At 70.1% G+C, this 12693-nt stretch carries 14 protein-coding genes; 5 read left to right on the forward strand and 9 right to left on the reverse strand.

The window, feature by feature from the left end:
• Positions 1-54: 54 nt before the first annotated feature.
• Positions 55-951: an SDR family oxidoreductase gene (locus tag IMZ11_RS37340; RefSeq protein WP_228647375.1), complete on the reverse strand. Its 897-nt coding sequence runs from the start codon at positions 949-951 to the stop codon at positions 55-57.
• A gap of 183 nt (positions 952-1134) precedes the next feature.
• Between IMZ11_RS37340 and IMZ11_RS37345 the strand changes: the two genes are divergently transcribed.
• A complete protein-coding gene (locus tag IMZ11_RS37345) occupies positions 1135-2193 on the forward strand; it encodes a dihydrodipicolinate reductase (RefSeq protein ID WP_228647377.1) in 1059 nt (352 codons plus the stop codon).
• Between the two features lie 32 nt (positions 2194-2225).
• Here IMZ11_RS37345 and IMZ11_RS37350 read toward each other — a convergent pair whose 3' ends face one another.
• The 5 genes from IMZ11_RS37350 to IMZ11_RS37370 form a co-directional block, all read right to left on the reverse strand.
• A complete protein-coding gene (locus IMZ11_RS37350) occupies positions 2226-2702 on the reverse strand; it encodes a flavin reductase family protein (protein WP_228647396.1) in 477 nt (158 codons plus the stop codon).
• Positions 2703-2773: 71 nt separating this feature from the next.
• The gene (locus IMZ11_RS37355) at positions 2774-3289 is read right to left on the reverse strand and encodes an NADPH-dependent FMN reductase (RefSeq protein ID WP_228647379.1); all 516 of its coding nucleotides are present in this window, start codon (positions 3287-3289) and stop codon (positions 2774-2776) included.
• Positions 3290-3574: 285 nt separating this feature from the next.
• Positions 3575-4639, reverse strand: coding sequence for an MBL fold metallo-hydrolase (locus IMZ11_RS37360; protein WP_228647380.1), 1065 nt, complete (start codon positions 4637-4639; stop codon positions 3575-3577).
• Between the two features lie 44 nt (positions 4640-4683).
• Positions 4684-5997 carry an MFS transporter gene (locus IMZ11_RS37365; RefSeq protein WP_228647381.1) on the reverse strand — a complete coding sequence of 438 codons (1314 nt, stop codon included), beginning with the start codon at positions 5995-5997 and terminating at the stop codon, positions 4684-4686.
• On the reverse strand, positions 5987-6556 hold the full coding sequence (locus tag IMZ11_RS37370) for a helix-turn-helix domain-containing protein (RefSeq protein WP_228647383.1): 570 nt from the start codon (positions 6554-6556) through the stop codon (positions 5987-5989). Before IMZ11_RS37370 ends, IMZ11_RS37365 begins: the two co-directional genes overlap by 11 nt.
• A 193-nt stretch (positions 6557-6749) precedes the next feature.
• Here IMZ11_RS37370 and IMZ11_RS37375 point away from each other — a divergent pair, with 193 nt between their 5' ends.
• Positions 6750-9281: a glycoside hydrolase family 9 protein gene (locus IMZ11_RS37375; RefSeq protein ID WP_308066892.1), complete on the forward strand. Its 2532-nt coding sequence runs from the start codon at positions 6750-6752 to the stop codon at positions 9279-9281.
• A 93-nt stretch (positions 9282-9374) separates the two neighbouring features.
• On the opposite strand, the gene IMZ11_RS37380 is transcribed toward IMZ11_RS37375, so the two are convergent.
• From IMZ11_RS37380 to IMZ11_RS37390, 3 genes are all read right to left on the reverse strand, one after another.
• Positions 9375-9785, reverse strand: a complete 411-nt coding sequence (locus IMZ11_RS37380; protein WP_228647385.1) for a PIN domain-containing protein — start codon at positions 9783-9785, stop codon at positions 9375-9377.
• A 4-nt stretch (positions 9786-9789) separates the two neighbouring features.
• Positions 9790-10041: an AbrB/MazE/SpoVT family DNA-binding domain-containing protein gene (locus IMZ11_RS37385; RefSeq protein ID WP_228647387.1), complete on the reverse strand. Its 252-nt coding sequence runs from the start codon at positions 10039-10041 to the stop codon at positions 9790-9792.
• 151 nt (positions 10042-10192) lie between these two features.
• On the reverse strand, positions 10193-10951 hold the full coding sequence (locus IMZ11_RS37390; RefSeq protein WP_228647389.1) for an SDR family oxidoreductase: 759 nt from the start codon (positions 10949-10951) through the stop codon (positions 10193-10195).
• 74 nt (positions 10952-11025) lie between these two features.
• On the opposite strand from IMZ11_RS37390, the gene IMZ11_RS37395 reads away from it, so the two are divergent.
• The 3 genes from IMZ11_RS37395 to IMZ11_RS37405 form a co-directional block, all read left to right on the forward strand.
• Positions 11026-11661 (forward strand): TetR/AcrR family transcriptional regulator, encoded by a 636-nt coding sequence (locus tag IMZ11_RS37395; RefSeq protein ID WP_228647391.1) that lies wholly within the window; start codon positions 11026-11028, stop codon positions 11659-11661.
• Entirely contained in the window at positions 11658-12299 is a 642-nt protein-coding gene (locus tag IMZ11_RS37400) for a B3/4 domain-containing protein (RefSeq protein ID WP_228647394.1), read from the forward strand. Before IMZ11_RS37395 ends, IMZ11_RS37400 begins: the two co-directional genes overlap by 4 nt.
• Positions 12300-12490: 191 nt before the next feature.
• The coding region (locus IMZ11_RS37405; protein WP_228647400.1) for a hypothetical protein at positions 12491-12693 on the forward strand (203 nt) is incomplete at its 3' end.

The following is a 12693-nucleotide window of genomic DNA, read 5'->3' on the forward strand; positions in this document are numbered from 1 at the left end:
CGTGCGTTTCGTTGCGGCCACATCCGGCGGGCGACCCCGCCGTAGCGGCGGATGTCAGAGCATGGCCTGCATGGAGGCGCCGGCCTGCTGGCCCAGGGTGGTGGGCTGGAGATACGGCTGCTCGGCCATGATGGCCTCCCAGTTGTCGCGGATACCCTCGACGGAGATCGCGTCGTCCCGCCATCCCGGCCCCTCGGCGACGAACACGCGGGCGACCCGGCCGCCGCCGACCGAGAACACCTCACCGCTGGTCTCGCAGCTCTCGTGCGCCAGGTAGGCGACCACGGGGCTGATCCGCTCCGCGGTGAACTTGGCCTCGAACTCGGCGGGGAGCAGGGTCTCGGTCATCCGCGTCCAGGCGATCGGCGCGATCGCGTTGGCCCTGATGCCCGCGCGGGCGCCCTCGATGCCGAGGGTCTTGGTCAGGCCGACCAGACCCATCTTGGCCGTGGAGTAGTTGGCCTGGCCGAAGTTGCCGAACAGTCCCGCCGGGGACGAGGTGTTGACGATGCGGCCGTAGCCCTGCTCCTTCATGTGCGGGAACGCGGCCCGGCTCACCAGGAACGCGCCGCGCACGTGCACGGCGATGACCGCGTCGAACTCCTCGACGGTCATCTTCCCGAACGACTTGTCGCGCAGGATCCCGGCGTTGTTGACGACGATGTCCAGCCGCCCGAAGGCGTCGACGGCGGCCCGTACGACGGCCTCGGCACCCTCCGGAGTGGCGACGCTGTCGGCGTTCGCGATCGCCTCGCCGCCGTTCTTCGTGATCAGCTCGACGACCTCCGCGGCCGGACCGGTGGAGGCGCCGCTGCCGTCCAGGGCGCCGCCGAGATCGTTCACGACGACCTTGGCACCCCGCTCGGCCAGCAGGAGAGCGTGCGACCGGCCGAGCCCGTGACCCGCACCGGTGACGACCGCGACCTTTCCGTCGAACCTGAGATCGGACATCGCGTCCACCCTTCGAGGAGAACAACATTCTAGTTGTCCAAACAATATCTCCCCGTCCCGTAAGGGACATCAGACGATGTCGCACCGTTGCAGATAGTGATCGAACGAGTAAATTTCTGCTATAGTCCTTGATCCCGTACGGGCATGGGTGAAAGTCACGGCACACCTAACTGGAGGCCCCGCATGCCCTCATCTCCGCCGCTGCGCGTGGTCCAGTGGGCCACCGGCGCAGTCGGGGGGTACGCGCTCCGCGATGTGATCAGCAGGCCGGATCTCGAGCTGGCCGGAGTCCTCGTCTACGACCCGGACAAGGTCGGGCTCGACGCCGGGGAGCTGGTCGGTCTCGGATCCACCGGGATCGCATGCACCGACGACGTGGACCGGGTGCTCGCGCTCGACGCCGACTGCGTCCTGCACATGCCGCTTCCCGCCGCCTATTTCGGCGGTGATCCGGCGACCGACGTGGAGGTCGTCTGCGCCCTTCTGGCCTCCGGCAAGAACGTCATCACCACCACCGGGTTCGTCTATCCGCAGGCGTACGGTCCCGGCCTGGTCGACCGGCTGGAGTCGGCGTGCGCGCGCGGTGGGACGTCGCTGCACGGCACCGGCATCAACCCGGGGTTCATGAGCGACCTGCTGCCGCTCGCGCTGTCCGGGCTGTCCTGCCGGCTCGACCACATCTACGTGCGCGAGTCGTCCGACTTCCGGGGGCACCCGTCACGGCAGATCGTCACCGACCTGATCGGGTTCACCCGGGCGCCCAAGGACTACGCCGGAGCGGTGCGGCCGTTCCGCGCCTTCCAGCGTGCGCTGTTCTCCGAGAGCGTCCAACTCGTCGCGCACGCGCTCGGCGTACGGCTCGACGAGGTCGAGGAGACCGACGAGTACGAACTGGCCGTCGACGAGTTCGAGATCGCCGCGGGAGTGGTCCGGCCGGGCACGGTCTGCGCGTCGCGCTGGGTCTTCAGCGGCCTGGTCAGGGGCCGGCCGTTCATGACGGTCGAGTGCGTCTACAAGGCGGACGCCGACCGGGTGCGCCGCTGGGCCGCGCCGGGCTTCGCCGTCCACATCGAGGGCCGTCCCACCATGGCCGTCACGATCGACGAGGTCGAGCACGGCCTGGCCGGGGCGGCGGCGCACGCCGTCAACTCGATCGCCGCCGTGTGCGCCGCACCGTCCGGCATCCGTACGCTTCTCGACCTGCCGCTCGTCACCGGCCGCGGCACGGCGCGGCTCGCCTGATCCGCTCCCGAGATCCCGGCCGGCGCGGCCGATCAGCGCGGCAGGAAGTGACCGAACCTGCCCTGGTGATAGAGCAGCGGCCGACCGGCTTCCTCGACCGTCGTCGCCGTGACCAGGCCGACCACCAGGATGTGGTCGCCGACCTCGACGGTGTGGTGCGTACGGCAGATCAGGTGGGCGGACACGTCGTCGAGCAGGGGCACACCGTCCGGCCCCGCCCTCCAGCGCGTCGGGTGGGCGAACCTGTCCGCGCCCTTCTTCGCGAACCGGGAGGCGACGTCGGCCTGGTCGCTCGCGAGCACGTTCACCGCGAAGTCGCCGGCCCTTCGCAGCCGTGGCCAGGTCGAGGACGACTGGGCCACGTAGAACGACACCAGCGGCGGGCTCAGGCTCACCGAGGAGAACGAGGTCGCCGTCAGCCCGACCGGTTCCCCTTCGGGAAGGGCGGTGACCACCACGACTCCCGCCGCGTGGACGGCGAGCGCCCGGCGGAACTCCTCACTGCCCACACCCTCGCCGGTGCCGCCGACGAGCCTGAGCCGCGAGCGGCCGTTGTCCTCGGGGATCTCGTGCGCGACCGTCACGCGGTCACCTCCTGGGGAAGCGTGAGCTGCGGGGCGACCTGGTCCACCCAATCGGCCAGGACGTCGTCCAACTCGGGGATCCGCGACTCCAGCAGCGCGAGGCCCGGGGTGGGGACCCACGCGCCCAGTTCGACCAGGAGCGGCCGCAGGTGGACCTCGACGGCGAGGGAGTGCTTCGGATCGCCCATCACCAGCAGCGGCAACGCGAACTTCCCGGCCAGCGCCCGGTGCGGCAGCCGGTCGAGGAACGCCTTCAGGAGGCCCGTGTAGGAGCCCTTGTAGGTCGGCCCGGCCACCACCAGGAGATCGGCGTCGAGGACCAGTTCCAGGGCGACCTCCAGCGGCGCGGACGGCTGGGGGCCGAACAGGTGCGGCGCGAGCCCCGCGAGGTCCACGACCTCGGGTGGCGCCGTCCGCCCGATCCGTGCCGCGACGGCCTCTGCGGCCCGGACGGCCACGTCCAGCGTCCGTGATCCGGCCCTCGGGTTGCCGACCAGCGTCACGATCGTCATTTCGTACTCCTTACCTGTACAAGCATGCATGTACTGGGACATTTCTCTGTCCCTTCGCACGGCCGTCCCGCGGGAGAGGCGGCCACCCTCGGCACCCGACGAGCACGGGGGAAGAGGGAGGGAATGCGCCGCCCGCACCTGCGGGCGGATCGGTTTCTAGGAGGCACGACGACACCGGGCGCTCGCGACGTGACCGAAGTCCACGTGGACGCGCCTGGTCAGGTACGGACCCTGGCTCATGACCGTGACGCTAAACGCGACTCATGGCAAAGTCAATATTTCCTACTAGCTTTCCATGAAATGCCACAGATCCGGCTCGCCCACGACCCGGGTCGCCAGCCCACGGGCCTCCAGCCACACCAGGTGGGCGAGGGTCTCGTTGGTCGCGGACCGCTGCATGAACGCCGGGATCGTCTCCCACGGCCGTGACCAGGTGAGGCGGGTGGCCAGCTCCCAGCACGTGACGCCGTCGGCGGCCTTGAGCACGGTCTCGATCTCCGCGAGCCGCTCCTCATGGTGGCCGATCACGTAATTCACCCGCTCCGCCAGCTCCAGGAAGCGGTATTCGTGGGCGGGAAGCACCTCGTCCACGTCCAGCTTGCCGACACTCCTCAGCGAGTCGAGATAGTCCGCCAGCGGGTTGGGCGCCGACTGCGGGTGGACCGCCACGTTGGGGGTGATCCGGGGAAGCACGTGGTCACCGGAGAACAGCAGCTTGCGGTCGGCCTCGACGAAGCACAGGTGACCGGGCGAGTGCCCCGGCGTCCAGATCGCCTTGAGGTTCCAGCCGGGCAGGTCGAGCCGCTCGCCGTCCTCGATCAGCCGGTCGGGCACGGCCGTCGACACGTAGTTGCGCATCATCATGGACGCCCCGGCCAGCTCCTGGGCCGTCAGGTCGGGCACGCCCGCCCGCAGGAGCAGCATCCGTCCCCGGTCGGCGAGTTCCTTGATGCCCGGCTCGTCGTAGCGATCGTGCACCAGCCGCGCGTCGGCGGGGTGCAGCCCGATCCACGCGCCCGACGCCTCCCGGAGCCGCCCGGCGAGGCCGTAGTGGTCCGGGTGGATGTGCGTGACCAGGACGGCCTTGATGTCGGTGACCGCGTATCCGGCCACCGCGAGCCCGGCGGTGAGCGCGTCGTATGCCTCGTCGGTGTTCCATCCCGCGTCGATGATCGCGACGCCGTCCGGCAGCTCCATCGCGTAGACGAGGACGTACCTCAGCGGGTTGATCGGGATCGGCACGGGAATCGACCAGAGGCCGGGGCGCACGCGCTCGACCTCGGGCAGAGCTCCTCCGTTCCACGCCGCACGCTGCTGCTCGTTCGCCGCCGTCACCATCGGCTTGCTCATCGGCCTGCCCCTTTCGCCTCCAAGATTCTGCCCCGCGCACCGAATCAAGTTCTACTCGGGGCGGGTACGGGAGCCGCCCGGCGGGCGGGGAGCCGTACGAACAGGAGCGATGAGGCGAGAACCACCACGGCCACGGCGGCCCACGTGCCGCCGACGCCGAGTTTCGTGGTCAGCGGGCCGAGGCCGAGCGTGATCAGCATGCCGCCGAACTGGAGCTGGAGCGAGTCCACGGACATCACCGTGGCCCGCCGCGCGGACTCCACCCGGAGGTGGATCAGCTCCTCCCTGACCAGCTCGGTGACGGACATCGCGGCGAAGACCACGAAGTACGCGACGCCCGCCGCGACGATGCCCGCGGTTCCGGACAGCGTGACCGACGCCGCAAGACCGGCGAGAGCCACGGCGGTGACGATCATCGCGGCGACCGCCGTACGCGTGGACGAGCTGAGAAGGCGGGCCACGGAAGGGGCGACGGAGCTGCCGACCGCGTTGGCTCCGAATCCGACCGCGGCCACGATCGCGTAGGCCGTGCTTCCCGTCTCCAGGTGGCCGGTGAGCTCCGCGAGACGCACCGGGGTCAGCGCCTCGATGCCGGCCAGCATCACCCCCGCCGCCGCCCCGACCAGGAGCAACCGGGCCAGACCCCGGTCGCGCACGGCGAGGTGGAAACCGCCGCGGATCGTCAGCGGCACGTCCTTCAATATCTCCCTCAGCCGCTCGGCGGCGCGCGACCCGGACGATCCCTCCGAGGATGTCCGCCGCGGCTCCGGCATGGCCGAGAGGACCACGACGAAGGCCACCGCCGCCGCGACCGCGCCGCACCACACGGGGACGGCGAGCCGCTGCACCGCGTCGCCGGGCAGCACGAGTGGCACGAGACCACCCGCGAGGACCCCGCCGAACAGGGCGGTGGAGCTCGCGGCGGACCCCAGGGCCAACCCCGGCTTGAGATCGGCCTCCGGCCCCTCGGCGGCGTGCAGCGCGTCGACGTACCACGCCTGGGCCGGGCCACTGGACAGCGCCCGCGCGACGCCCTTGAACAGTGAGGAGAGCAGGAACAGCCAGACGGAGTCGGCCATGGCCATCACGACCAGCCCCGCCATGCTGAAGGCGAAGCCGGCCGCGAGCACCACCCGGCGGCCCACGACGTCGGCCAGCCCTCCGGTCGGGAGCTCCAGCAGCACGATCGTGACGGAGTACGCGGCCGACACCAGGCCGATCTCCCCCAGGTCGAGCCCCCTGGCGGACATCAGCAGCACCATCGGCGCCATCATCAGCCCGGGAGGCAGCCACCCGAGGAACTGGATCAGCGCGTACCGTCTCCGCGCGCCCGCCGCGGTCAGCGTGTCACCCCACATAGCCGCGCACCGGATGGGCGCTGACGAACACGGACACCCGCTCGGCGTCGGGCGCGTCCTTGTCGCGCTCCTCGAACTCCCTGAGGAGGGCGGAGACGCGCCCGTAGAGTGCCTCGACCGAGGCGGGCGTGAGCCGGACGACGTCGTCGGACATGCCGGCGGCCTCGATCCACGCCGCGCCCCAGGATTCGGGGTCCCGGTCGAACGCCTCCACGGTCGCCCGGAGCACCTCCAGCTGCCGCCGGCGCATGAAGGCCACCGCCTCGCGCCCCTCGGGAGTGCCGGACAGCTCGGTGTTGCTCCACGACGTGTAGGCGTGGGCCGCCCGCCAGCGGCGCTCCCGCCGGTCGCGTTGCTCGGCGTCCTCCTCGACGAAGCCGTACTTCGCGAGTTGCCGCAGGTGGTAGCTGGTCGAGCCCGAGCTCTCGCCGAACTTGGCGGCCAGCTCCGTGGCCGTCGCCGGCCCGTCGAGCCGCAGCGTCCCGAGGAGGCGGACCCGCAGCGGGTGGGCCACGGCCTTGAGCGCCCGGGGATCGGTGACATGGAAGGCCTCGTTCATGTCTCCGGTTCTAACATTGCAAAGAGAGTTTTGCAAACCTTCCTTTGCGATGTGAAACTTTCATCGGGCCAACCGGACACCGGCCGGTCAGGCGGTGATCGGCACCGGAGATCGTTGACGCCACGGGAAAAGCGAGGGAACCATCGAGGCGCTCACCTGTTTGGGAGCGCTCCCACACCCCCCAAGGATCTCCGTGATCAGACGACTCAGCATCCTCGCCGCGGCGGCGCTGGCCGCGACGTGCCTGACCGGCGCCCCGGCCATGGCGGACGGACCCGAGCAGATCGCCAACGGCACGTTCGACACCACCACCGAACCGTGGTGGCACACCGGCAACCTCGCGTTCGACCTCGACGGCGGGCGGCTCTGCGCCGACGTGCCCGGCGGCACCGCCAACCCGTGGGACGCGATCATCGGCCTCAACGACATCCCACTGGTCAAGGACGAGACCTACGCGTTCAGCTTCTTCGCGACCGCGACCCCCGGGAAGGTCGCGAAGGCACTGATCCAGCTCCCCATGGACCCGTACACGCAGTACCTCTCCGCCAACCCCGAGCTCAGCGTCTCTGGCAACACCTACGCCTACACCTTCACCTCGCCGGTCGACCTGCCGAACGGCCAGGTGGCCTTCCAGATCGGCGGCAGCGCCGAGCCGTGGCGGTTCTGCCTGGACGACGTGTCGCTCAAGGGCGGCGCGGAGCCCGACGTCTACACGCCCGACACCGGCCCACGCGTACGGGTGAACCAGGTCGCCTACCTGCCCAAGGGCCCCAAGAACGCCACCCTCGTCACCGAGGCCGTCGGGGCGCTCCCCTGGCAGCTCAAGGACGCCGACGGCGTCACGGTCTCCGACGGTGTCACCACCCCGCGCGGCGTGGACGCCAGCTCCGGCCAGAACGTCCACTCCATCGACTTCAGCGCGTACAGGAAGGCGGGCGAGGGCTACACGCTCACCGCGGACGGCGAGACCAGCCGTCCCTTCGACATCGGGGGCGGCGCCTACCAGGACCTCAAACTCGACGCGCTGAAGTTCTACTACACGCAGCGCAGCGGCGTCGCGATCGACGACGCGCTGCGCCCCGGGTACGGCAGGCCCGCCGGGCACGCCGGCGTCGCTCCCAACCGGGGCGACACCGCCGTCCCGTGCCAGCCGGGCGTCTGCGACTACACCCTGGACGTCTCCGGCGGCTGGTACGACGCGGGCGACCACGGCAAGTACGTGGTCAACGGCGGCATCTCGGTCGCCCAGCTCATGAGCGAGTTCGAGCGCACCAAGAACGCCCCGTCCGCGACGCCCGTCGGCGGCCTGAACATCCCGGAGAGCGGCGACGCCGTACCCGACATCCTCGACGAGGCGCGCTGGGAGCAGGAATTCCTGCTGAAGATGCAGCGCCGGGACGGCATGACGCACCACAAGATCCACGACGAGAACTGGACCGGCCTGCCGCTGCTGCCGCACCTCGACCCGCAGAAGCGCGAGCTGCACCCGGTGACCACCGCCGCGACGCTCAACCTCGCCGCCACCGCCGCGCAGGCCGCCCGGGTCTTCGCGCCGTACGACGCCGCGTTCGCGGCGAAGAACCTGGCGGCGGCACGGAAGGCGTGGGCCGCGGCCAAGGCGCACCCGGACATCCTCGCGTCCACCTCGGACGGCAACGGCGGCGGCACCTACGACGACGCCGACGTCAGCGACGAGTTCTACTGGGCCGCGGCGGAGCTCTACATCACCACCGGCGAGAAGGGGTTCAAGGACTTCGTCCTCGCCTCACCCCACCACACCGCCGACATCTGGAGCGAGCGGGGCTTCGACTGGGGACACGTCGCGCAGCTCGGCCGGCTCGATCTCGCGACCGTGCCCAACGACCTGCCCGGCCGCGCCGCCGTACGCGCCTCGGTCGTCGCGGGCGCCGACACGTACCTCGCCACGCTCCGGCAGCACCCGTACGGCGTGCCGTACAACCCGCCGACCTACGACTGGGGATCCAACAACCTGGTCCTGAACAACATGGTCGTCATGGCGGCGGCGTTCGACATCACCGGCACGCTCAAGTACCGGGACGGCGTGCTCCAGGGCATCGACTACATCCTCGGCCGCAACGCGTTGAACCAGTCCTACGTGACCGGCTACGGCGAGGTGGCGTCGAAGAACCAGCACACCCGGTGGTACGCGCACGCGCTCAACGCCGATCTGCCGAACCCGCCGGTCGGGACGCTCTCCGGCGGCCCCAACTCCAGCGTCCAGGACCCGGTCGCCCAGGCGAAGCTGCAGGGGTGCAAGCCGCAGTTCTGCTACATCGACGACATCGAGTCGTGGTCGACCAACGAGCTGACGATCAACTGGAACTCGCCGCTGTCGTGGATCTCGGCGTTCGTCGCCGACCAGGGCGACGGCGCGGCACCGGCCCCGCCGACCTGCGAGGTGGCCTACACCGTTCACGGCAGCTGGCCGCAGGGCTTCACCACCCAGGTCACGATCAGGAACACCGGCGCGAAGGCGATCGACGGCTGGTCGCTGACGTGGTCCTTCCTCGGCGCCCAGAAGGTCGCCCACGGCTGGAGCGCCGACTACACCCAGCAGGGCGCGACCGTCACGGCGGCCGGCGAGTCCTACAACAAGAAGATCCGGCCCGGCCAGTCGGTGACGTTCGGCTTCAACGGCACGAGCGCCCCCGGGGCCAACCCCACCCCTGACCTGTTCACCCTGAACGGCGCCGCCTGCGCCTGAGCCTCCCCCGCCGATCCGGCCGCCACCCCCACAAGGAGTGGCGGCCGGATCCACACCCGCGCCTCTCCGGACCGGTAGATCAGCGCGGGTGGATCAGCGCGGGTGGATCAGCTCGACTAGGTCGGGCGCGATTCCCGGAAACTTCCTGTCGGCGGTCAGCAGCGCGTCGGCACCCACCTCGCGCGCGGCCGCGATGATGAGAGCGTCCGGCATCCGGATGGTCAGGTCCCCGGCTCTGAGCCGCGCCGCGCCCTCGGCCGTCGCCTCGTCCACCGCGACGACCCGGTCGATGGCGGCCGCCCGGAACCCGTCGAGGGCCTTCTCCGCGTCGGCTCCTCTGCGGACGGCCCCGACCCGCAACTCACTCCACGTGATCACGGATACGGCGAATACGGCGCCGCGGCCCTCCCAGCGGCGTACGGCGGCGAGGGCGTCGAGGTGGAGCGCGTCATCGGGATTGAGCAGACCGGCGATGACATTCGTGTCGAGCACCACGGTCGGCACGCGGTCAGCTCCAGCTCTCGCGGCTCGCCTCGACGTCCACGGCTTCGGTGAAGCCGGGGACCGTTCCCACGACACCGTCGAAACGGCTGCGGTGCCGCCGGATGACGATGCGGCCGTCCTCCTCTTCTATGTCGACCGGATCGCCCGCATGAAGCCCGAGGCTGCGCAGCACGGCGGCCGGCAGGGTCACCTGGTTCTTGCTGGAGATGCGCGCCGGCCCCGCACGCCTGGCACGTGTCCGCTTCTCGTGCTCCATAACCTTTACTTTAACCAGCATATGTAAAGACTAAACGGCTTCACGTTTCGCGCACAGACGAATCCGCATGGTAGTCACCCGATCGAGCCCGTTCCCGGTCGGTCGGTACCCGCTCGCACGATCCCTCGGAGCGGTCCCGCTCACCGCCCGTTCAGAGATCGCTGCCTCCGGTAGCGTCGAGGGTGGTGCCCGTCACCCAGCGCGCGTCGTCCGAGGCGAGGAAGGCGACCACGTCCGCGACGTCGGACGGCTCGCCCACACGGCCGAGCGCCGCCCGGGCCGCCGACGCCTTCCATGCTTCGGCGTTCCCCCGGAGCCAGCCGGCGTTGACGTCGGTGTCGATGATCCCGGGGGCCACGTTGTTCACGGTGATACCGCGTGCCCCCAGGTGCTTGGCCAGCGCGAGCGTGAAGGAGTCCAGGGCGCCCTTGGTCATCGCATAGGCGATCGCCTCGGGGAACGCGATCCTGGTCACTCCGGAGGTGATGGTGATGATCCGCCCGCCGTCCGGTATCCGGGAGAGCGCCCGCTGGGTGACGAAGAAGGCGGCGCGGGTGTTGACCGCGAACCCGCGATCGTAGATTTCGGGACTCACGTCCTCGATGGCGGCGTGGACACTGATCCCCGCGTTGTGCACGAGGACGTCGACGGGAGCGTCCGCGCCCAGCTCGTGGTCGAGCCCGGCGAAGAGCGTGTCCACGTCGCCGGGCACACCGAGCTCGGCCCGCACCGGGAAGGCCCGGCCTCCTCTTCGCGTGATGGCCGCCACCGTCTCCTTCGCCGCGACCTCGTCACGTGCGTAATTGACCGCGACCAACGCGCCGTCGGCGGCGAGTCGCTCGGCCACCGCCCGGCCGATTCCCCTGCCCGCGCCGGTCACCAGCGCCGTCTTCCCAGCGAGCGAAGCCATGATCCGCCCCTTTCTTTAGCGAGCACTACAGAATGACGGTAGCATATCTGTAGTGCTCGCTATACAATTGACACATGGGGAGAACGCGGGCCTTCGATCGGGACACCGCCCTGGAACGCGCGCTCGACGAGTTCTGGCGGCACGGCTACGAGGCCACGTCGATCGCCACGCTGACCGCCGCGATGGGGATCAACCCGCCCAGCTTGTACGCCGCCTTCGGCGACAAACGAAAGCTGTTCACCGAGGCCGTCCGGCGCTACCAGGAGACACACGGCGCGTTCAGCACCCGCGCGCTCGCCGAGGAGCCCACGGCGAGGGAGGCCGTCGCGCGACTGCTCCGTGAGGCGGCCGAGATCTACTCGGACGCCACGCATCCCCCCGGCTGCCTGATCGTCTCGGCGGGGGTGAACACGACGGACCCCCAGGTCATCGCTGAGCTCCGTGGCCACAGGGAACGCGCCAAGCAGGCGATCAGGGACCGGATCGACCATGACATCCGGTCCGGCCGCCTACCTCGGGGCACCGACAGCGGCGGGCTCGCCGCCTACTACGCCGCCATCATCCAGGGCATGTCCACCCAGGCCTGCGACGGCTGCGGCCGTACCGATCTGGTGAGCGTCGCGGCCCTGGCCATGCGCGCCTGGCCGGAGGAACACCCTGATCCGGACGCGACGCGCAGCGGCGACGACGGCCTAGGCTGTACCGCGTGATCGAGGCAATCAGGGTGGACGAGGCGGTCCGTGAGCTGCGCCCGGACTTCGCCGTCCTGGCCGTCTGCGCGTACGGCCTCGGAAACGGCCCGAGCGACGAGAGGTCGCGCGGCTGGCTGGCCGAGGCCGCGGAGGCGGCGCCGCCGCTCGACCACGACAAGATCGAGGCGTGGCGGGCGGCCTACCGCGCGTTCGGCGCCAAGCCGCAGCGCACCCGCCCTTCGGTGGACGCCCTGATCCGGCGCATGCCGCTTCCCGAGATCAACCTCGTGGTCGACGCCTACAACTCCGTGTCCGTACGGCACGGCCTGCCGATCGGCGGCGAGGACCTCGGACATTACGAGGGCGCGGCACGCCTGGTCCGGGCCGCGGGTGACGAACCGTCCGACGAGGTGCTCGGCGACCCCGGCATCGGCGAGGTCGTCTGGCGGGACGACGCCGGCGTCACGTGCCGCAGGTGGAACTGGCGCCAGTGTGTCCGGACGCGGATCACCGAGGAGACCGTGGACGCCCTGTTCCTCCTCGAACGCCTGGAGCCGCTCTCGTTCGACGAGCTGTCGGCCGCCGGAGACGAGCTCTTCGCGCTGCTGGGCACGATCACTCCCGGTGCCCGGATCGAGTCCCGCCTGATCCGGTGAGGCCGATATGACCATCTGGTAAGCACGGGCTCACCCCCCAGATGGGCTACCCGGGCGTGACCTGTTTGGTCAGTCCTGGGAGGATAGGCCGGGACCTGCGGCCGGACGGGCGCACCCCCTGTCCCAGGCGAGTAGCCTTGGACAAGTTCTCTATCATCAACGCCGATCTGCGGAAGAGGGCGATTTCCGCCGTGTCGTCTGAGTCGTCGCGGACAAACCCGCTGGCAAGCTTTGGACAGAATGAATGGCTTGTCGACGAGTTGTACCAGAAGTACCTGCAGGATCCCGAGTCAGTGGACAAGGCATGGTGGCATTTCTTCGCTGACTACAACGGAACAGGCAAGGCCCCAACGGCCGCCGGCGCCACCGCCGTTGCCGCTCCCCCCTCTCCGCC

The sequence above is a fragment of the Microtetraspora sp. AC03309 genome, from assembly GCF_020826795.1.
Classification (GTDB): domain Bacteria; phylum Actinomycetota; class Actinomycetes; order Streptosporangiales; family Streptosporangiaceae; genus Microtetraspora; species Microtetraspora glauca.

Bases quoted from the DNA above. Each gene is read 5' to 3' on its own strand.
- IMZ11_RS37370 (WP_228647383.1), bottom strand. From the start codon at position 6,556: ATGAACGAGGCCTTCCATGTCACCGATCCCCGGGCGCTCAAGGCCGTG.
- IMZ11_RS37360 (WP_228647380.1), bottom strand. From the start codon at position 4,639: ATGAGCAAGCCGATGGTGACGGCGGCGAACGAGCAGCAGCGTGCGGCG.
- IMZ11_RS37385 (WP_228647387.1), bottom strand. From the start codon at position 10,041: ATGGAGCACGAGAAGCGGACACGTGCCAGGCGTGCGGGGCCGGCGCGC.
- IMZ11_RS37390 (WP_228647389.1), bottom strand. From the start codon at position 10,951: ATGGCTTCGCTCGCTGGGAAGACGGCGCTGGTGACCGGCGCGGGCAGG.
- IMZ11_RS37340 (WP_228647375.1), bottom strand. From the start codon at position 951: ATGTCCGATCTCAGGTTCGACGGAAAGGTCGCGGTCGTCACCGGTGCG.
- IMZ11_RS37345 (WP_228647377.1), top strand. From the start codon at position 1,135: ATGCCCTCATCTCCGCCGCTGCGCGTGGTCCAGTGGGCCACCGGCGCA.
- IMZ11_RS37365 (WP_228647381.1), bottom strand. From the start codon at position 5,997: ATGTGGGGTGACACGCTGACCGCGGCGGGCGCGCGGAGACGGTACGCG.
- IMZ11_RS37355 (WP_228647379.1), bottom strand. From the start codon at position 3,289: ATGACGATCGTGACGCTGGTCGGCAACCCGAGGGCCGGATCACGGACG.
- IMZ11_RS37395 (WP_228647391.1), top strand. From the start codon at position 11,026: ATGGGGAGAACGCGGGCCTTCGATCGGGACACCGCCCTGGAACGCGCG.